Origin of the sequence: Sphingorhabdus sp., assembly GCF_044357595.1 — a bacterium.
In the GTDB taxonomy this organism is placed as follows: Bacteria; Pseudomonadota; Alphaproteobacteria; order Sphingomonadales; family Sphingomonadaceae; genus Sphingorhabdus_B.
Genome location: NZ_JBIKPH010000010.1, coordinates 1 through 16,994, shown reverse-complemented (window position 1 = coordinate 16,994; position 16,994 = coordinate 1). Strand labels below are relative to the sequence as shown.

Sequence of the window (16,994 nt, the reverse complement as noted above, 5' to 3'; positions counted from 1 at the left end):
GTGGCGCCTAGCGCCGTTTATTGTTCAAGTCATCTAACAGTAAATCACGCGCCTTGTTCAAATCGGCGGCGCGTGTGTCGCTGCCGCCGGCGTCCGGATGGCTGTGCGCGATCAGCGTCCGGTGGCGCTCGCGAATGCGCTCGGCGTCATCGAGGCGCGACACGCCAAGCAACAATCGAGCGTCATCGAGGTCGGACTGTTCGCTCGTTTTTGTACTGCGTCCAAAAAGCCGCAAAGTGAGGCCGCGATACCAAGCCGCGGCAATAATGAGTGCGGCCGCGCCGATGAGCAGGCTTCCACGCGCCGCGATAAACGCGCCGGCGAGGCCAAGCAAGACCGGCGGCAATTGCTTTCGTTGAAGCCTGCCGCTCCAAACCGCCCAGCCAATTGCGGCTACAGCGAGAAGGGCAAGAAAACCCATTAAATCAATGCCGCCTGAGGGACTTCAGGTAAGGCAAGCCCAGTGACCAACTCACGCAATTCCTGCCGCGCGACAATATGCGCCGTCGCCAATTGGCCAAGGTGGCCCTTGTCGATGAGCGTCAAGCCAGATGGAAACAGCTCGCGGTAAATGACGCGCTCGTTCAGGCCGGGCAGGGACCGGAAGCCCACGCGCTTGGACAATTCGGTTAGGGCGTCGGTCATGCGCTGCTGATTGCGCGCCTCCATATTATGCAGACGATTGCGGACCACAACCCAGTCAATAGTAACCCCGTCCGCCTTGGCCCGCTCCTTGCGCGCATCCCAGATCAGCTCGGCGTAAAAGCTTAACTTGCGCACCTTGAAATTTTCGGCGTCGACTTGGCCAATCAGGTCAAAGTCGACAAAGCTGTCGTTGATGGGCGTCACCAGCGTATTCGCGCGCGTGGCCACAAAGCGCGCATATTTGTCATCGCGCCCCGGCGTGTCAAACACCAGAAAGTCATTCTCGCCGCCGAGCCGCTCGACTTGGCTTTCAAGCGAGGCCTGCGAACCATGTTCAAACACTTCGAACGCCGGCATCGGCAAACTGATCTTACGCCGCGCGATGGTGTCGCGCCGGTTTTCCAAATATCGGAATAGGGTGCGTTGGCGTGGATCAAGGTCAATGCACGCCACGCGCGCGCCGCGCGATGCCAGCGCGATGGCGACATGCACGGCCGTCGTTGACTTGCCCGTTCCGCCCTTTTCGTTCGCGAAAACGATGTGATGTGCCTTGGCCATATTCCCCCAAACTGCTGCAAATTCTTACTCTCAGCGACATTTGCCTTGAAATGCCTCCGCGCCCTCCCGCATAGGCGGGATAATCACAGCCAATAAACAAGGCGGCCCATCCGTGCAAACCATCAATCAACTTGATCCATTGCGGCACCAGATTTCCGTGCTGCGCGCTGAAATTGGCCGCATTGCGCTGGTCCCGACCATGGGCGCACTGCATGACGGGCACATTGCGCTGGTCGAGGAGGCGCGGCGGCATGCAGACGCCGTCGTCGTATCGATCTTCGTAAACCCAAGGCAATTCGGCCCAAATGAAGACCTCGACGCCTATCCGCGCACAATGGAGCGCGACGCCGAACTGCTGCGCGCCGCGGGTGTGGACATTTTATGGGCGCCAGATGCGGCCGCGATGTATCCTGCGGGCTTTGCGGCCAAGGTCCATGTGGATGGCCCAAGCCGCGGTTTTTGTGGCGGGACGCGGCCAGGCCACTTTGACGGGGTCGCGCTGGTGGTGGCAAAATTGTTCAATCAGGTGCAGCCCGATGTCGCGCTCTTTGGCGAGAAGGACTTTCAGCAACTGGCGGTCATTCGGCAAATGGCGCGCGACCTCGATTTCGCGTTGGACATTGTCGGGGTTCCAATCATGCGCGATGCGGACGGCCTCGCCCTGTCCTCGCGCAATGCCTATTTGACGGCGGCAGAGCGCGCGGCCGCCTTGGCCTTGCCACATGCATTGCGCCGCGCGGCTGAAGAGATCCGCGCCGGCAGTGACGTGGCCCAGACGCTTGCAAATGCCGGAGCGGATATTCTTGCAGCAGGGTTTGCGCAGGTGGATTATTTTGCCCTCGCCGACGCGGTCACGCTTGAGGAACTGCAACACTTTGACGGCAGGCCGGCGCGGCTCTTGGCGGCGGCCAAGATGGGCAAGACGCGGTTGATAGATAATTTCGCGATTTAGGCGTCAACGCGCGTTTTTAGATCAATATGGCTTTTTGCGCGGCACGTGTTGTGGCGTACGCTATTGGCGTAATTAGCTGCCTATGGAAATCATCCGGACTTCGGCATATGCCGCCGCGCGGACGGTCTATCTGCTCGCCGCTTATGCCAAGGTAGACAAAGAGGATCTCACAGCCGACGAGAAGCGGCTGTTCCGCACATTGATTGAGGGATTAAACCATGACTGATCGTACCGAATTAGGGTTACAGATTGAGGCTGGCCTGCTGGAGGCGCTTGCGCATCGTAAGGGGACGCTGGCGCTTGAAAGCCGTCATGTCGACGCAATGCCTGCGGCACGTGTCCGAGAAATCCGCCGCTCGCTCGCGAAGACCACTAAAGAATTTGAGCGGCGGTTCGGCATCCCCGCGCGTACCTTAGAAGGCTGGGAGCAGGGGCGAAAAATTGATGTGGCTCACCGTGTGTTGCTTACGGTTATCGCCAAATCGCCCGAGCTGGTTGAAGCCGCCTTGGCTGAAGCTTCCTGACTTCGTCCCTGAGAAAGATGCGGCTAACATGCCACACACGTTTATCGCGGAGATGTGGTTAGGTTTCTGTCGGTACGAAGGAGTAACACCAGTGAACAAGGAGGCTATCATAGCCATTCCAGCTGATCCGACCGATCGCGATGACGGCGCAGTCAGTGCGGGAGGTCTTGAGCGGGGTCTAGTGGGGCGACGTATCAGGAAACTGCGAACTAGACTTGGACTTTCGCAGGTAGAGTTTGCCGAGCGGTACGCGATCCCACTGGCCAACATACGGCGGTACGAAATTGGTAGAACATTGCCGCCGGCAGCCGTGCGGGCGTATCTGCGCGTCATTGAAGCCGAACCTGAGCATGTAGCTCAATTGCTCCAGGCGGCGTAATAGAGGCAATTCAATCAGAAGTGTTATGCGGTCCCGAGGGTGGCGTTACATCTGTGTCGCTCTAGCATCTCTCTTTATGGCAGGCTGTACCAAGTCGCCTTGCCTGAACCGTGCCGGATCAAGTGACCCTGCTGAAGCAGCCTCTTGAAATGCTCTTTCAGTGTGTTGCGGCTCGCGCCGGTGGCTCGGATCATGTCGCCTATTGTTACCCGCCCGCGGCCGCGCGCCTCGTCGACGATCTGCGCGGCCAGCTCTGGCAGCGACGCCATCATTAGCCTTTCGCGCTCAACCTTCTCGGCCAGTCGGCGTTTTTGCTGCTGAAGTGCGCGCATAAAAAACATTGCCCACGGCTGCCAGTCGGGAGCCTCCGTTCGGATGGTTCCTTGGGTCTGACGCAGTGCCAAGTAGTAGCCCTCCTTGCTGTTTTCGATCACCGATTCAAGTGAGGAATACGGCACGTAGGCGTAGCCGGCCTGCAGTAACAAGAGCGTAGTTAGAACTCGGCTCAGGCGACCATTTCCATCCTGAAACGGATGAATTTCCAGGAAGGTCACGACGAAGACGGTGACAATGAGCAGGGGGTGAATGCGCCCCAACTCGCGGGCGTCACGTAGCCAGGTGACAAGCTCGTGCATGCGGCGCGGCGTGTCGAATGGCGACGCGGTCTCGAACACGATTCCAATCATTTTGCCAGTTGCGTCAAAGGCTCCCACGTCGTTGCGTAGAGTTTTGTATTCTCCACGGTGGCGCTCATCCTTGTCACTGTAGCGCAGAAGGTCTCTGTGGAGCTGCTTGATGTGGTTTTCTGAGAGCGGAATATTTTCCCAGGCGCGGAAGACTGTCTCCATTACGTCGGCATAGCCGGCGACTTCTTGCTCATCGCGGCCCGAGAATTTTTTAATCTCTAAATTGGCAAGCAGGCGTTCGACTTGGCGGTCTGTCAGCTTGCCGCCCTCGATGCGGGTGGAGGAGCCGATACTTTCAATCGTGGCAGTGTGGCGCAGGGCCCGCAGTCGCTCAGGTGCCAGCGTGCCAAGGGCGCGCCAGGCGCCCTTGAATTCGTCAATCTCAGCAATCAGCGCCAGGAGTTCTTGCGTGACGTGTATTGTATCGGTTTTTAGCATATTCTCGCTCGCATCACCCGCATTGACACCCATATTCACCCAAAAGTCCAGCCAAAAATGCACCCACATTCACCCAAAGGGGTGAATTCGATCCGCCTTATCTATTATAGGGGGGCCGGTGGCACAGACGAGCGCCGCGCCGCAACATAAGCCGCGCGCATCTATATGTGCGCAAAACAAATTAACATGCGCACAAAAAAATGAGCAAATCAGAATTTTTTTCTGGCCCCGTGACCGATGCGACCCGATGCAACCGGAGGGGTATACAAGTGTCAGCAGTGTTCCAGGCAACCGGCGCGTGCCTGCCCCAGATCAACTTCACCGAGGCCGAGGCGTTTCTCGCCCCAGGCAATGAAGCGCCCCGCCCTCTCCCCCGAAAGCTAAAAATATGCTTGACGTATCACGTAATCTTAGCCACTAGTTGCCATGATCTTGGGTTATAAAAACAAAGAGACAGAGGCCTTTGCCCAGGGTGAGTATGTTCGCCGGTTTTCAGGCTTTGAACGTCAGGGATGGCGGCGTCTCGAAGTCTTGGATGCGGCGACTTGCCTGAACGATTTACGCGCCCTGCCGAGCAATCGCCTGGAGGCTTTGCGGGGAAATCGAGGCGGGCAATTCAGTATCCGCATTAATGGACAGTGGCGGATATGTTTTATTTGGCTGGATGGGGCGACGGGTCCATCAGACGTCGAGATTGTTGACTATCACTAGGAGCGCAGCGCATGGCACGACCACCTATCCATCCCGGCGAAATTCTTGCCGAAGAGTTATCCGAGCTGGGTGTTACGGCGACCGAATTGGCGCGCCAGATTGGCGTGCCGGCTAACCGGATAACCCAAATCATCCAGGGTAAGCGGGCCATTACCGGAGACACGGCACTAAGGCTGGGTCACTGGCTAGAAATGGCCGCACAATTCTGGCTCAACCTACAAAGCACCTACGACTTGCGCGTCGCAGAGGCACGTTCCGGCGACACGATAGACCAACTCCCTACCCGCCGACACTCAGCCAATCTCCGGCAGGGCGTGCAGGCTTGAGGAACCCAATTGACGGCCAGTGTGAATTAACTCTTACAAAAGTCGTCGTTTACTGCCACCCGCCTTACCGAGTGTAGCCGCCGGCCTTGGTCCAACAATGCCCATTGCCACTGCGGCTACAAAAACTAGAGGCTGCCGGATCTCGGTATAGCAAGAACTGCTAAGATTGTGGCTTATCGACCCGGGCCGGACGATCGATGCACAAGGACGCTTTAAGATATGACATCACCCACCCTCGTGACAGGCGCAGCCGGGTTCATAGGCCACGCCGTGGCGCAACGCCTCTTGGCGCGCGGAGAGCGCGTCATTGGCGTCGATATCGTCAATGACTATTACGACCCCGCCTTAAAAGAGGCGCGACTGGCAACTTTTGCGGGGATCAACAGCTTCGCCTTTGAGCGCGTCGACATCGCCGACGCCGACAAGATGAAGGCGCTTATGCGCGACAACAATATAGTCCGCGTGGTGCATCTCGCGGCGCAGGCGGGCGTGCGCCACAGCATCGAAAATCCCTTCGCCTACGAACGCTCAAACCTTGCCGGTCACTTGTCGGTGATGGAGGCGTGCCGGCATGCCGAGGGCTTTGAGCATCTGGTCTACGCCTCCTCCAGCTCGGTCTACGGCGACAAGCCAGTGGGCGGAGAGGGATTTAAGGAAGAGGAGCCCGCCACCGATCCAGTGTCTCTCTATGCAGCCACCAAGCGCGCGTGTGAATTGATGAGCCAATCCTACGCCACACTTTACGGCTTCCCGCAGACAGGGCTGCGATTTTTTACCGTCTACGGCCCATGGGGGCGGCCCGACATGGCCTATTTCAGCTTCACGCAGAAAATCCTGAGGGGGGAGGCAATTGAGGTTTACGGCAATGGCGAAATGGCGCGTGATTTCACCTATATTGACGACATCGTCGACGGCGTAATTGGCGCGCTTGATCATCCACCGTCGCGCGGGGAACACCGCGTTCTGAATATTGGCGACAGCCACCCCGTTGGCCTGATGGAGATGATCGAGACGCTTGAAAAAGCCCTTGGCCGCGAGGCGACCAAGATCATGCGGCCGATGCAGCCGGGCGACGTCACGGCGACCTATGCCGATGTGTCCAAGCTGCATGCGCTGACGGGGTATCAGCCCAAGGTCATGCTTGCCGAAGGGTTAGAGAGGTTTGCGGACTGGTATCGGCGCCATTACGGAGCCGCTTCTTAAAATTACGATTTCAACTGCGCCTGCCACGCGTCGACCGAAGTGGCGAGCTTTCGGCCCGCAATTTGACGGCCAGCCTCGCGGGGCAAGCCAAGCGACGCCGACAAGGGACCGCCCAGCAACGCATCGCCGAGCGCCATCAGCACCATTTCAAGCGTCAGTTCATGCAGCGACGTGTCGGCGTGACCCCCTTCACCGATTTCATCGACAAGCTTGTGGATTGCCTCGACAATGGGGTCGAGCGCGTCTTCATTTCCCGAAAGCAGCATCCACGACGCCAGCGCGCCCGCACCCTCGCGGTCGAAATGGTCGAAGATCAGGTCGGCGAGCTCGTGCGGCGTGACTACCCCGCCACGCATTTGGACCACAGCCTCGGCGATTTTGCTGCAGATATTGTCGCCCATATATGCCGCCAGCGCCCGCTGAAGCCCCGACGCCGACCCGAAATGGTGCAGCAAATTGGCGTGCGTCCGCCCTATCCGTCCCGCGACCGCCTTTAAGGTAACGGCCTGCGGCCCCGCCTCAAGCAAAAGGCTGCGCGCCGCCTCAAGCGCCGCCATCCGGCTCGCCTCTGGGCTCAATCGACGCGGCATGCCAACGTCCTGCAAGTGGATAATCTTGGATGCCTCTGTCGCCATATTCGCCCCGACCGAATTGTTTTTTCAACGCTACGCCAATATCCTTGGATATCCAAGAGCGTTGCACGCCAATGTGCGACTGAAGATAGCCCGACTTGACGCCAGAATTTTACACTTAAATTTGTGCTGATTTTTATACATACAGGGTTGAGTGGCAAAAGGAAAACCCGACGATGGACGTGATCACATACTCAGAGGCGCGCGCAAATCTTAAGGGCGTCATGGACCGCGTTGTTTCCGACCGCACACAGGTCGTCGTCACGCGGCAAAAGTCCGAGGCAGTCGTGATGATGTCGCTGGCTGATTGGAATGCCGTGGCGGAGACGCTGCACCTACACTCAACGCCGAGCAACGCGGCGCGCCTGCGCCGGTCGATCGAGCAGCTTGAGGCCTAAAAAGGCTTGGAGGGTGCGCTTAGCCACCCGTGAGAATTATCTTTTTAGACAAGGCGTGGGACGACTACCGGTACTGGGTAAGCAATGACGGTAACACTCTGGACCGGCTGAATTCGCTCACTGGGCAGTGCCGCCCTCATTATTAACTTGTTTTACGCAGCCTGCAGGCGCTCCATCTGCCCGCGCATGCTGAATGCCGAGGTGTCTATTGGGGCGCGTGGTTCTGAGCCGGCGCCCTCCAGTGCCCTTTCATACATCGCGCAGGCAGCAGCCTCGCCGCGGCCCTTGCTCTGGCGATGGACGACCTTGCCAGTGTTTTGGAAGCCAAGCTTACGCAGCACATTGCCCGAGGCGGGATTGTCGGTGAAGTGGCTGGCGATGAGCTTCTTGTGCCCAATTGTCTTGGCGATTTGGATCACCGCGCGGCTTGCCTCTGTCGCAAAGCCAAGACCCCAATAGGGGCGGGCAATCCAGCAGCCCAATTCCGCTTCGCCATCGAGATCGCCAATGCCGCACGCACCGATTAGGCGCGGCGCACCCCTGGTACGCAGCATCAGCAAAAAGGCGGGGTGGCGTTCGTCATGTGCCTGCGCCGTAAAGTGCACGGCGTCGTCGGCAGTGTAGGGCCACGGCGCGCGCGCGAGGTTGCGCACGATGCCCTCATCGGCAATCGCCTGATGCAGTTCCTGTGCATCCTCGGGCCAGCTCGGCCGCAGCAGCAATCTTTCGGTTCTCGCGAACATCTTATCTCTCCGGTTCTGCGCCGCCCCTTTGCATGACAAAGCGACAGCCATGTGACAGTGGCCCCTTGCGAGGCTTGGAACAGGGAGAATGCGGCAAAAAGAAAGGGAGACCGGTTGACCCGTCTCCCTGTTCAAAGGTGGAAACCACCTGACATGATTTCCGGGTCATCCGTCTGGACAACCCGGTATCGATTGTCCCGTTTATTCGGCGGCCATCGCCGCCGTGTCGACCGACACATATTTGCGGCCGAGTTTGCCAGCGTGAAATCGCACGCGGCCCTCGACGAGTGCGAACAATGTGTGGTCTTTGCCAAGGCCGACGCCCGAACCAGGATATACCTTGGTGCCGCGCTGACGGATGATGATGTTGCCGCCGATGACGTTTTCGCCACCGAACTTCTTTACGCCAAGGCGGCGGCCCGCTGAATCGCGACCGTTGCGTGACGAACCACCTGCTTTTTTATGTGCCATGGTCTAAACTCCTACTTAAGAGCGTTGCCGCTCAAGCTTCCTTGGGGGCTGCGGCCTTTTTAGGCGCAGCGGCTTTCTTTGGCGCGGCTTCCTTAGCAGGAGCAGCAGTGGCGGCAGCCTCGACCTTCTGGGCCTTAGGTGCAGTCGCCTTCTTCTCTTCCTTGCCGACGGCAAGAATACGCAGCAGCGTCAACGACTGGCGATGACCTTGCTTGCGGCGATAATTGTGGCGGCGACGCTTTTTGAAGACGATTACCTTTTCACCGCGCTCCTGCGCAATGATTTCGGCAGAAACGGTCAAGCCGTTCACGTCCTGCGCCTTGTCACCGTCACCGGCAAGAAGGATGTCACCAAGCGAGATCTTGTCACCCGCTTCACCAGACAGTTTTTCAACTGCGATTTTGTCTCCGGCGGCTACGCGATATTGCTTGCCGCCTGTGCGCACGATTGCGAACATGGCTTTAACTCATCCGTTTCTACAGCTTAGCGCCTTATAGGGGCGGGTTGCTCTGGCGCGTGACATAGCGGAGACGAATCTCAACAGGGTCACGCAAGAATGGGCGCAGCTAGTGCAAGCAAATATCTATGTCAACGTATAATCCGGCGTTTCGGCCCCCGCGATGTCGCTCTGCGATGCCCTTGCATGGCGCTTCATGCAGGCTTAGACGTCGGATATGTTGAATTTCAAGCCTGCGTCCCCGTTGCTTCTGCTTTTTGCCCTCACCGCGTGTGCCGCGCCAGGGGTGGAATTTCCGTCGCTTGAGCGGCGGCCCTATGAGACAAACGCCCCAGATGCGGCCCCCGCCGAATCGCCTGCCCCGTCCGCTGTGCTGTCGGCGGAGCTGGCCACAAAGTTGAATGCGCTGCTGGCTAGACACACGGCCGCGAGCCAAGACTTTCTGCGCGCGCTTGGGGCCGTGCAGTCCACGGCATCAAATGCCGCGGGGACTGCGCCTGGCAGCGAACCTTGGGTCAATGCACAACTCATGCTGTCGCGGCTCGACAAGATGCGCGCCGGCTCGGTGGCCGTGTTGCGCGACTTTGACGGACTGATAGCGGACGCGGGTGCGGTTGACGCCGACATGGCCACGCTCGTGACCGAGGTGCAGCGCCCCGTCGCCGAGGATGTGGCGGCGCAAAGCGCGGAAATCGCGCGGCTTTCGCGGCTGATTGGGGAATAGCGACGAGATCTGCTCCTGCCGCCGGCATCGACAAAGCCCTCTGCCCATTCGACAAGCTACAAAATCGCACCTTCCCCTCGCGTGTCGGGCTGATATGACGTTGCCATAAACAAATTCGGGAGAGTTTTCATGCGCATCACCAAAACCGCTATTTCTGGCCTTGCCATTGCCTTGGCGTATGTGGCTAGTCCGGCCACCGCGCAGACGACTGCGACGGCGCCAACGGCGGCCGCCGAAGTCGATCAGAACGCGGCCATCGCCACCTTTTTCGAGGAATATGACGCGCAGCAACTGGCGCTATCGCCGCTGAGCAAATCCTATCGCGGTATAAAAGACAGCGACTATGGCCGGTGGGACGATTTCACCACCGCATCCGAGGCGCGCGCCAATGACGCCGCGCGCTCGGCGCTCAAGGAAATGCGCACACGCTTTGACCCCGCACAGCTGACGCCTGAAAACCGCCTGTCGTATCGCCTGTTTGAAAAGCGCGCCGAGCGCAGTGAGGCGGGCGTTAAGTATAACGACTACGGCTATGTCTTTGACCAGATGAACGGCGCGCAAAGCGAATTGCCGGCCTTCCTGATTAACATCCACCGCGTCGACAATAAGTCCGACGCCCGCGCCTATGTGAGCCGCCTGTACGGCATTGGCCCGGGGATGAGCCAAGCCATTGGGCAGGCCAAGGCCCGCGCCGCGCAGGGCATCATGCCGCCCAAATGGGTCTACCCCTATGTCATCAATGACGCGCGCAACGTCATCACTGGCGCGCCGTTTGACAGTGGCCCCGATGCGCCGCTGTTTGCCGACTTCAAGGGGAAGGTCGGCAAGCTCAATATCAGCCAAATCGAAAGAGACTTGCTTGTCGCCGACGCGGCGCAGGCACTCAACAGCGCAGTGAAGCCAGCCTATGAGGCGCTGATATCCGAAATGACGGCGCAGGAAAAAGTCGCCGGAACCGACGACGGCGTGTGGCGCTTCAAGGATGGCGCCGGCTATTATGCCGAGCGTCTGGCCAATTACACCACAACCAACATGACGCCGGAACAAATCCACCAACTGGGCCTCGCGCAGGTCGCGCGGATCCATAAGGAAATGGGCGTCGTCCAGAAGGAGATGGGGGTGAAGGGCGACCTTCAGGCCTATTTCAACTACATGCGCACCGAACCCAAATTCTATGCGCCAGAAACCGCCGAGGGTCGCGCGCTCTATCTTTCAGAAACGCAGAAGGCCAATGACGCCATTACGCCCCTGCTGCCGAAGTGGTTCGGAACGCTTCCACAGGCGCCGTTGGTGGTGAAGCCGGTTGAGGCATTCCGCGAGAAATCGGCGGGCAAGGCGTTTTACCAACGCCCCGCGCCTGACGGATCGCGTCCGGGCACTTACTATGCGAACTTGTACAAAATGGCCGACATGCCGCTGACTGAGGTCGAGGCGCTGTTTTACCATGAGGGCGTTCCAGGCCACCACTTGCAACTCGCGATCCAGACCGAGTTGAAGGGCGTCCCCGCCTTCCGTAAATTTGGCGGTGTCACCGCCTATTCCGAGGGCTGGGGCCTGTATTCGGAGAAATTGGCCAAGGATATGGGGCTGTATACCGATCCGGCGCGTGACTTTGGGCGGCTGCAGCTGGAACTGCACCGCGCCATCCGCCTGGTGGTCGACAGCGGGCTGCACTACAAACGCTGGTCGCGCGAAACGGCGATCAAATATGTCGAGGATAACAGCGCAGACGCGCCGGGCGGTATCGTGAAGGCGATTGAACGCTACATCATCTACCCCGGTCAGGCGACGGCCTACATGGTCGGCCGCCTGAAAATCAGCGAACTGCGCGACAAGGCGCAAAAGGCGCTGGGCAAGAAATTTGACATACGCGGCTTCCACGACACCGTGCTGAAATCTGGCCCCGTGCCGCTTGATGTGCTCGAAGAGCAGGTTGATGCGTGGATTGCTTCGCGGAAATGAGGGGTTGCGGGGGGTACGCCTCCCGCCCTATTCCCCAAATAACCAATCGCCTCGCGAATAGCTGACCCGCATGATTTGCTGTTTGGCGTGAATTCTTCCGAGCCTAACGCACCCGTTTTTCACCCGCAGCAATGTCGGATAAATTTTTGATCACCACTGGGCTGCGTTCCGGAAATTCCGCCACCAGCTTCAGCTTGCCGCCCATCGCCTCGATGTAGCTTGACAACGTGGACAGCAGCAGGTCGGCGCGGCGCTCCATGCGGGAGATGTTTTCCTGCTTTACGCCAAGCAATTCGGCCATGCGTTCCTGCGTCAGGTCGTGCGCCTGACGCAATGCGCGCAGGGTCAGCTCTTCTTCGATTAGCGCGCGCGCACGGGTCTGAATTTCGGCCCGCTCGGCGGGCGTGAAGGTCTTCAGGAAATCGTCCAATTGGCGGGTCATATTATCACTTCTTCTTGAGCAATGTTCCATGCCGTCGCATCGGTATATGCAGTCGAAGTTATATGCTGTCAAAAGCATATGTAGGGCTGTGCGTCTCTAGTTGGCGGGCTCGCCTCCCTCCAATGCCCTCACCCCAAAATCGAAATGGATGCGCACCCACACGCCCAATTGGGGTTTATTGTTGATGCGTGGGGGGCTTGACCAGAAATTGCCACGCGGCGAGGCGTAATGCCTTGGCAAAACCAGTGCATCCAACTGCATATGTCAAACAGCGAAATCTTCCACCTTAACCGACGAACGCCATCAAAGAGCATGACCCTTGCGATAGTGCAAAAATTGCACTATCATTCCATCCACGCCTCGACTTATCCGCTTTTCAAATTGCGAAATTGCGATGTTTTTCGGGGACCATCATCCGCCGCATTTTCATGTGCTGGCACGCGAAGGCGCGGCGCAGGTTCGGATTGATACGCTGGAGGTCATGAATATGTCAGGTAAGCTCGACATACGCGAGGCGCTCGACTGGGCGGCGGCGAACCGCGACATGCTGATGGCGAAATGGGAAGAGTTTAGCGGAGACGGAGTATGAGCATCGGCAAAATTACAGGCGTCACGCCCGTTTCGGCTTTGGTTATTTCGGTTGCCTGGGATGACAATGAGATGACGGCCATTGATCTGGCACCGATAATCGCGTCGCGCACCGCCTTACGGCCCCTGGTCCAGGCGGATGAATTTGCCGCTGTTACCGTGTCGCAAGATGGCTGGTCGCTCGAATGGCCATGCGGCATTGACTTCGGCGCACCGCAGTTGCGCCGCTGGGCCGATGAGCAGGCTGGCCGCATTATGGCTCCCGCTGCCTTCCGTGCGTGGGTTGAGAGCCACGGCTTTACGATCGATGCAGCGGCAGCGGCGCTTGGGCTTTCGCGCCGGACGATTGCCTATTATCTTTCGGGGGAGCAGCCCATCTCCAAAACGGTCATGCTTGCGACCATCGGTTATGATGGGCGGCGGGCCGCCTGACTTCTACTCGCTGGTAGGTGCCCCTGCTGCCACAACTTCCCTCACCCCAAAATCGAAATGGATGCGCACCCACACGCCCAGTTGGGGTTTATTGTTGACGCGCGGGGGCTTCACGAGGAATTGCCACGCGGCGAGACGAAGCGCCTTGGCAAGGCCAGTACCACGCGGGTTTTCACCCAAAATCTGGCAGTTTTCGACGCGGTTATAGGCAGCCATCTGGCAGGCGATGTCCGCCGACGCGCCGGGCGGTATGCGCTTGACTGCGGCCAGATAGGGCGACAACTCGCTGTCATAGGGTTCGCGCAGCCACGCCACGGGGTAGAGCTGCGCGCCGCCTGGGCCAAGGCCTGGGCCCATCATGCCCTTACTGCCTTGCCCACTTCCCTTGCCCTCGCCTGCGCCGCTTTGCCCGCCGGCAGGGAGTTTTGACAAGTCCATCGCGTCAAATTCTGACTTGCTGACCTTGATAAAATCGGGACTTGGGGGCGGCGCCTTGACTGGGTTAACGGGCGGCAGGAGTGGCGGGGGAATGGGCGGCGTGACGACGCTTTGCACCTTTTGGGCCACGGGCGTCTTGGTTTCGCTTTTATCGGGCGAGGCTTCGGATTCCGCCTCAAGTGCGAAGCTCGTCAATCCAGCCTTGCCGGCGTTTGGTCCGCCGGCGCGCATGCTGAGGCTCAATATCGCGAATATGATTATGACCTCAAGCAGCAGGGCGATGGCAAGGCCAATGCCGCGCCGCCTTATGTCCTCACGGCTCCAATCTGTCTGTTCTGAATAGGCCATGCGTGCAGCGCGCACCTTTAGTGCGCTGGGCGCCGCTTGCAATGCCGCATTACAGGGGCGTGAACCGCACCTTAAGGCCGTCCCTTGGCTTGGGTATGGGCCACGCCTGCCATTCGGGGGCGTAGCCGTCGGCAATCTCCACGCGGACAGATGTCAGCAGGTGGTGCATGAACAGCTTTGTCTGCATGTAAGCAAAGTGCAGGCCGAGGCACATATGCGCGCCGCCGCCAAAGGGCACCCACGCATATTTATGGCGCGCCTTCACCTTGTCGGCCGTAAAGCGCATGGGGTCAAATTCATGCGGGTTCGGCCAATATTCTTCCATCATGTGCACATAGGACGGGCTGATGCTGACCGACGTGCCCTTGGGGATGTGGTAGCCCATGAAATCAAAGTCACGCAGCGCGCGGCGCGGGATCGAGGGCACCGGTGAAATCATGCGCAGCGCCTCCTTGAAGGCATATTCCGTCAGCTCGAACTTATCGAGGTCGGCAAAGGATATGTCCGCTCCTGCGGGCCCTATCGCGAGGCACTCCTCACGCAACTTCTGCTGCCACTCGGGGTGCTTGGCGAGATACCAGATCATCGACGTGACCGACGAGGTGATGGTGTCATGCGCGGCCATCATCAGGAAGTTCATGTGGTCGATCAGCTCGCCGTCGGACATATATTCTCCGTCCTCGCGCGTTGACCGGCAGAATTGGCTGAACATATCTTGCCGGTTTTCGTTGCGGCGGCGCTCGGCGATTTGCGGGCCGAAATAGTCGATGAGATACTTGCGTCCGGCAACGCCCCTGCCCATTGGCGTGAATGGCAGTGGCGCGCGGATGGGCGCGACCGACGCCTGGACCATGTCGACAAAGGCCGTGTTGATCTTGTCCGCCTCAGGCCCGAGCGGAATGCCTAAGAAGCTGCTGGCCGCGACATCGAGCGTCAGCTGCTTGATTGCGGGATAGAACAGCATGTCGCCGCGCCAATCCCTCAACTGCTCGGCAAAGATGCGGTTCATGTCTTGGGTGTAGGCGCGCATTGGCCCCGGCTTGAACGCGATGCCCAATGCGCGGCGGTCCATGCGGTGGTGGTCGAAGTCTATCAACATCAACCCGCGCGGGAACAATAGGTTCAGGACCGGCCCCCAACCCTGCTCCGACGAAAACAGCTTTTCACGGTCAAACAGCAGCAACTCATTTGCCTCGGCGCCCACCAATGATACCGTCGGGTTGCCAAAGGCGTTGGTGCGGAACACCTTGCCGTAGGTTTTGACCATGCGCGCGCCGTAGCCGGGCGGGTCGCGCAGCACGCGGAGTGTGGTGCCGATAATCGGCGGGCCATTTTCGCCGGGGATGTGCGACAGATCACCAATCTTCTTGCGCGGCACCCAGTGCGGGTTTGCAGCTTCGCTATGTGCAAGGGCCATGGGTCTCAATCCTGTTTAATTGCGCGGTTAAGGTTTACTGCCATGGATGTCAGTATGGCGCAAGTGGGACATGGGCGCCCCGAATATGAACGGAACCAAACAACTATATTCATGTGCAATTCAACTGTGACTTCATAAGCGTTGCAATGCAGGGCCAGAGTAGGCGCATTGGCCCAATGAATTTCGAGGGGGATGGATCATGGCAATTAAGGGCAAATCATTTTTGACGGCGGCCTTGCTCTTCATGGCGGGCGGGGGCTTGTCGGGATGCGTCTACGATGTCGGCTTGGGCTACGCCAGCGACGGCTACCATGACGACGCATATGGCTGCGACCCCTCCGGCGGTTACGACGCCTATTACGAGTGTGATTATGGACACGCCTTCAGCGACATCGGCTTTGCCGGTGGCTGGTTTGGCAACTATTATTATCCCGGCCACGGTGTCTTTCTGTTCGACAATGTGGGCCGCCGTTATCCGATGCGCGAGCAATATCGGCGCTATTGGGGCGAAAGGCGGCATAATTGGTATCGCGAGCACCGAGGCCGGAATTGGGGTGGCAGGGGCTACCAAGAACGCCGGCGTGGTTACAACGACAACAGGCCATCTGGTGCGCGTGGCTGGCGTGAGGATCGGCGCGATGACCGGCGTGACGGCAGGAGAGGCGCTAGTGACCCATGGCGCAGCGGTGGCGGCCGTGGGGCCGTCGTCACTCCCACCCCCAATATTGATGTGCCCCAAGGCCGAGGCCGGGGGCCGGATTATGGTAACGCCTATGGGCGGCCCGACCGTCGAGGCAGCGGCGGGCCAAATGCCGACACCGTTCCGGCGCCTCAGCGGCGGGGTTCCGCAAGACAAGAGAGTGCGGAGGCTATTGAACAACTGCCTGAACCGAGCCGTGAGCCGCAAGATCCACCGGCACGCCGTCAGCGCGAACCCGAGGGTGGAGTAGAACGGCCAGACTGAGGCTCGCTGGGGGCAGTTGCGCAATTGCCCTGTGACTTCATAGGCTTTGCAGCGCGGGGCCGATGCAGGCGCATTAACTGGGGCACTTTCGGCACATTACGTGGGCGTGCCTCTCGGCAGTGTCGGCAAGTAAGGGCCTTTGCGCGCGACTGCCGCGATGCGCGTTGGCGCGCTGGGGGTCGCCGAAATTTAGGCGCTGGGAGTGCCCGAGTTCTCCACCCAAAGTCCGCGATTATTTTTAGTTAGGCGCGCGCCGCAGTGCCGGCAGGGCGCGGCAAAAGTGTCGCCATTGTGCCGCACGCGACGTTTATCGCGCTTGTGGAGGCCCTTTCGGCAGCCAAAAAATCGGTTTAAAAAAGAAAACACAGCTATTCATGGCAGGAAAAAGCGACAGTGATAAGTAAAATTTATTTATTTAATCAATCAATTAAATAAATGCCTCCCCGGAGGCTCAGCTCTCCGTCGCAATAAAGTTACCCTGCACCGCGCTGGGGGGGGGGGGGGGGGGATTACAGGGGCCACATTTAATGAAAACCCGTGCTTTGTATTATTTGGC

At 59.0% G+C, this 16,994-nt stretch carries 23 protein-coding genes; 13 read left to right on the top strand and 10 right to left on the bottom strand.

All coding sequences use genetic code 11. The features are described 5' to 3' along the window. Positions 1–7 precede the first annotated feature (7 nt). On the bottom strand, positions 8–421 hold the full coding sequence (locus ACIQ2T_RS02805) for a molecular chaperone DnaJ (RefSeq protein WP_397589470.1): 414 nt from the start codon (positions 419–421) through the stop codon (positions 8–10). Then, complete coding sequence (locus tag ACIQ2T_RS02800) at positions 421–1,203, bottom strand: division plane positioning ATPase MipZ (RefSeq protein WP_397589469.1); 783 nt, start codon at positions 1,201–1,203, stop codon at positions 421–423. The genes ACIQ2T_RS02805 and ACIQ2T_RS02800 overlap by 1 nt, the downstream gene beginning before the upstream one ends. 112 nt (positions 1,204–1,315) lie before the next feature. Between ACIQ2T_RS02800 and panC the strand changes: the two genes are divergently transcribed. From panC to ACIQ2T_RS02780, 4 genes are all read left to right on the top strand, one after another. Next, positions 1,316–2,155 (top strand): pantoate--beta-alanine ligase, encoded by an 840-nt coding sequence (gene panC, locus ACIQ2T_RS02795; RefSeq protein WP_397589468.1) that lies wholly within the window; start codon positions 1,316–1,318, stop codon positions 2,153–2,155. An 82-nt stretch (positions 2,156–2,237) separates the two neighbouring features. After that, positions 2,238–2,381, top strand: coding sequence for a hypothetical protein (locus tag ACIQ2T_RS02790; protein WP_397589467.1), 144 nt, complete (start codon positions 2,238–2,240; stop codon positions 2,379–2,381). Next, entirely contained in the window at positions 2,374–2,679 is a 306-nt protein-coding gene (locus tag ACIQ2T_RS02785; protein ID WP_397589466.1) for a helix-turn-helix domain-containing protein, read from the top strand. The genes ACIQ2T_RS02790 and ACIQ2T_RS02785 overlap by 8 nt, the downstream gene beginning before the upstream one ends. Positions 2,680–2,770: 91 nt before the next feature. Beyond that, positions 2,771–3,058 carry a helix-turn-helix domain-containing protein gene (locus ACIQ2T_RS02780; RefSeq protein ID WP_397589465.1) on the top strand — a complete coding sequence of 96 codons (288 nt, stop codon included), beginning with the start codon at positions 2,771–2,773 and terminating at the stop codon, positions 3,056–3,058. A gap of 74 nt (positions 3,059–3,132) precedes the next feature. Here the strand turns inward: ACIQ2T_RS02780 and ACIQ2T_RS02775 are convergent, their stop codons facing one another. Continuing rightward, positions 3,133–4,245: a Fic family protein gene (locus ACIQ2T_RS02775; RefSeq protein WP_397589464.1), complete on the bottom strand. Its 1,113-nt coding sequence runs from the start codon at positions 4,243–4,245 to the stop codon at positions 3,133–3,135. A gap of 363 nt (positions 4,246–4,608) precedes the next feature. Here ACIQ2T_RS02775 and ACIQ2T_RS02770 point away from each other — a divergent pair, with 363 nt between their 5' ends. From ACIQ2T_RS02770 to ACIQ2T_RS02760, 3 genes are all read left to right on the top strand, one after another. Then, positions 4,609–4,893: a type II toxin-antitoxin system RelE/ParE family toxin gene (locus ACIQ2T_RS02770; RefSeq protein WP_397589463.1), complete on the top strand. Its 285-nt coding sequence runs from the start codon at positions 4,609–4,611 to the stop codon at positions 4,891–4,893. 11 nt (positions 4,894–4,904) lie between these two features. Further along, positions 4,905–5,219 carry a HigA family addiction module antitoxin gene (locus tag ACIQ2T_RS02765; protein WP_397589462.1) on the top strand — a complete coding sequence of 105 codons (315 nt, stop codon included), beginning with the start codon at positions 4,905–4,907 and terminating at the stop codon, positions 5,217–5,219. Positions 5,220–5,438: 219 nt separating this feature from the next. Then, the gene (locus tag ACIQ2T_RS02760; protein ID WP_397589461.1) at positions 5,439–6,422 is read left to right on the top strand and encodes an SDR family NAD(P)-dependent oxidoreductase; all 984 of its coding nucleotides are present in this window, start codon (positions 5,439–5,441) and stop codon (positions 6,420–6,422) included. Positions 6,423–6,424: 2 nt separating this feature from the next. Here ACIQ2T_RS02760 and ACIQ2T_RS02755 read toward each other — a convergent pair whose 3' ends face one another. Further along, positions 6,425–7,057, bottom strand: a complete 633-nt coding sequence (locus ACIQ2T_RS02755) for a TetR/AcrR family transcriptional regulator (protein ID WP_397589460.1) — start codon at positions 7,055–7,057, stop codon at positions 6,425–6,427. A gap of 173 nt (positions 7,058–7,230) precedes the next feature. Between ACIQ2T_RS02755 and ACIQ2T_RS02750 the strand changes: the two genes are divergently transcribed. Then, the gene (locus ACIQ2T_RS02750) at positions 7,231–7,452 is read left to right on the top strand and encodes a type II toxin-antitoxin system Phd/YefM family antitoxin (protein ID WP_397589459.1); all 222 of its coding nucleotides are present in this window, start codon (positions 7,231–7,233) and stop codon (positions 7,450–7,452) included. Between the two features lie 152 nt (positions 7,453–7,604). Here the strand turns inward: ACIQ2T_RS02750 and ACIQ2T_RS02745 are convergent, their stop codons facing one another. The 3 genes from ACIQ2T_RS02745 to rplU form a co-directional block, all read right to left on the bottom strand. Beyond that, a complete protein-coding gene (locus ACIQ2T_RS02745; protein WP_397589458.1) occupies positions 7,605–8,195 on the bottom strand; it encodes a GNAT family N-acetyltransferase in 591 nt (196 codons plus the stop codon). Positions 8,196–8,396: 201 nt separating this feature from the next. Beyond that, positions 8,397–8,666: a 50S ribosomal protein L27 gene (gene rpmA, locus ACIQ2T_RS02740; protein ID WP_397589457.1), complete on the bottom strand. Its 270-nt coding sequence runs from the start codon at positions 8,664–8,666 to the stop codon at positions 8,397–8,399. A 31-nt stretch (positions 8,667–8,697) separates the two neighbouring features. After that, the gene (rplU, locus tag ACIQ2T_RS02735) at positions 8,698–9,123 is read right to left on the bottom strand and encodes a 50S ribosomal protein L21 (protein WP_397589456.1); all 426 of its coding nucleotides are present in this window, start codon (positions 9,121–9,123) and stop codon (positions 8,698–8,700) included. Between the two features lie 217 nt (positions 9,124–9,340). Here rplU and ACIQ2T_RS02730 point away from each other — a divergent pair, with 217 nt between their 5' ends. Both ACIQ2T_RS02730 and ACIQ2T_RS02725 read left to right on the top strand, forming a co-directional pair. Further along, complete coding sequence (locus ACIQ2T_RS02730) at positions 9,341–9,847, top strand: hypothetical protein (RefSeq protein WP_397589455.1); 507 nt, start codon at positions 9,341–9,343, stop codon at positions 9,845–9,847. A gap of 129 nt (positions 9,848–9,976) precedes the next feature. Beyond that, positions 9,977–11,809, top strand: a complete 1,833-nt coding sequence (locus ACIQ2T_RS02725; protein WP_397589454.1) for a DUF885 domain-containing protein — start codon at positions 9,977–9,979, stop codon at positions 11,807–11,809. A gap of 103 nt (positions 11,810–11,912) precedes the next feature. On the opposite strand, the gene ACIQ2T_RS02720 is transcribed toward ACIQ2T_RS02725, so the two are convergent. After that, complete coding sequence (locus ACIQ2T_RS02720) at positions 11,913–12,251, bottom strand: helix-turn-helix domain-containing protein (protein WP_397589453.1); 339 nt, start codon at positions 12,249–12,251, stop codon at positions 11,913–11,915. A 394-nt stretch (positions 12,252–12,645) separates the two neighbouring features. Between ACIQ2T_RS02720 and ACIQ2T_RS02715 the strand changes: the two genes are divergently transcribed. Beyond that, positions 12,646–12,840, top strand: coding sequence for a DUF4160 domain-containing protein (locus tag ACIQ2T_RS02715; RefSeq protein WP_353209589.1), 195 nt, complete (start codon positions 12,646–12,648; stop codon positions 12,838–12,840). Next, positions 12,837–13,271 (top strand): DUF2442 domain-containing protein, encoded by a 435-nt coding sequence (locus ACIQ2T_RS02710; protein WP_397589452.1) that lies wholly within the window; start codon positions 12,837–12,839, stop codon positions 13,269–13,271. Before ACIQ2T_RS02715 ends, ACIQ2T_RS02710 begins: the two co-directional genes overlap by 4 nt. Positions 13,272–13,274: 3 nt before the next feature. On the opposite strand, the gene ACIQ2T_RS02705 is transcribed toward ACIQ2T_RS02710, so the two are convergent. Together ACIQ2T_RS02705 and ACIQ2T_RS02700 are read right to left on the bottom strand one after the other, a co-directional pair. After that, entirely contained in the window at positions 13,275–14,072 is a 798-nt protein-coding gene (locus ACIQ2T_RS02705) for a hypothetical protein (RefSeq protein WP_397589451.1), read from the bottom strand. A 34-nt stretch (positions 14,073–14,106) separates the two neighbouring features. Next, positions 14,107–15,474: a cytochrome P450 gene (locus ACIQ2T_RS02700; protein ID WP_397589450.1), complete on the bottom strand. Its 1,368-nt coding sequence runs from the start codon at positions 15,472–15,474 to the stop codon at positions 14,107–14,109. Positions 15,475–15,673: 199 nt separating this feature from the next. Between ACIQ2T_RS02700 and ACIQ2T_RS02695 the strand changes: the two genes are divergently transcribed. Continuing rightward, positions 15,674–16,438, top strand: a complete 765-nt coding sequence (locus tag ACIQ2T_RS02695) for a hypothetical protein (protein WP_397589449.1) — start codon at positions 15,674–15,676, stop codon at positions 16,436–16,438. Positions 16,439–16,994: the final 556 nt, after the last annotated feature.

Bases quoted from the DNA above. Each gene is read 5' to 3' on its own strand.
- ACIQ2T_RS02785 (WP_397589466.1), top strand. From the start codon at position 2,374: ATGACTGATCGTACCGAATTAGGGTTACAGATTGAGGCTGGCCTGCTG.
- ACIQ2T_RS02770 (WP_397589463.1), top strand. From the start codon at position 4,609: ATGATCTTGGGTTATAAAAACAAAGAGACAGAGGCCTTTGCCCAGGGT.
- ACIQ2T_RS02745 (WP_397589458.1), bottom strand. From the start codon at position 8,195: ATGTTCGCGAGAACCGAAAGATTGCTGCTGCGGCCGAGCTGGCCCGAG.
- ACIQ2T_RS02765 (WP_397589462.1), top strand. From the start codon at position 4,905: ATGGCACGACCACCTATCCATCCCGGCGAAATTCTTGCCGAAGAGTTA.
- ACIQ2T_RS02700 (WP_397589450.1), bottom strand. From the start codon at position 15,474: ATGGCCCTTGCACATAGCGAAGCTGCAAACCCGCACTGGGTGCCGCGC.
- ACIQ2T_RS02730 (WP_397589455.1), top strand. From the start codon at position 9,341: ATGTTGAATTTCAAGCCTGCGTCCCCGTTGCTTCTGCTTTTTGCCCTC.
- ACIQ2T_RS02790 (WP_397589467.1), top strand. From the start codon at position 2,238: ATGGAAATCATCCGGACTTCGGCATATGCCGCCGCGCGGACGGTCTAT.
- ACIQ2T_RS02715 (WP_353209589.1), top strand. From the start codon at position 12,646: ATGTTTTTCGGGGACCATCATCCGCCGCATTTTCATGTGCTGGCACGC.
- rpmA (WP_397589457.1), bottom strand. From the start codon at position 8,666: ATGGCACATAAAAAAGCAGGTGGTTCGTCACGCAACGGTCGCGATTCA.
- ACIQ2T_RS02750 (WP_397589459.1), top strand. From the start codon at position 7,231: ATGGACGTGATCACATACTCAGAGGCGCGCGCAAATCTTAAGGGCGTC.
- ACIQ2T_RS02725 (WP_397589454.1), top strand. From the start codon at position 9,977: ATGCGCATCACCAAAACCGCTATTTCTGGCCTTGCCATTGCCTTGGCG.
- ACIQ2T_RS02755 (WP_397589460.1), bottom strand. From the start codon at position 7,057: ATGGCGACAGAGGCATCCAAGATTATCCACTTGCAGGACGTTGGCATG.
- rplU (WP_397589456.1), bottom strand. From the start codon at position 9,123: ATGTTCGCAATCGTGCGCACAGGCGGCAAGCAATATCGCGTAGCCGCC.
- ACIQ2T_RS02710 (WP_397589452.1), top strand. From the start codon at position 12,837: ATGAGCATCGGCAAAATTACAGGCGTCACGCCCGTTTCGGCTTTGGTT.
- ACIQ2T_RS02805 (WP_397589470.1), bottom strand. From the start codon at position 421: ATGGGTTTTCTTGCCCTTCTCGCTGTAGCCGCAATTGGCTGGGCGGTT.
- ACIQ2T_RS02695 (WP_397589449.1), top strand. From the start codon at position 15,674: ATGGCAATTAAGGGCAAATCATTTTTGACGGCGGCCTTGCTCTTCATG.
- ACIQ2T_RS02720 (WP_397589453.1), bottom strand. From the start codon at position 12,251: ATGACCCGCCAATTGGACGATTTCCTGAAGACCTTCACGCCCGCCGAG.
- ACIQ2T_RS02800 (WP_397589469.1), bottom strand. From the start codon at position 1,203: ATGGCCAAGGCACATCACATCGTTTTCGCGAACGAAAAGGGCGGAACG.
- ACIQ2T_RS02760 (WP_397589461.1), top strand. From the start codon at position 5,439: ATGACATCACCCACCCTCGTGACAGGCGCAGCCGGGTTCATAGGCCAC.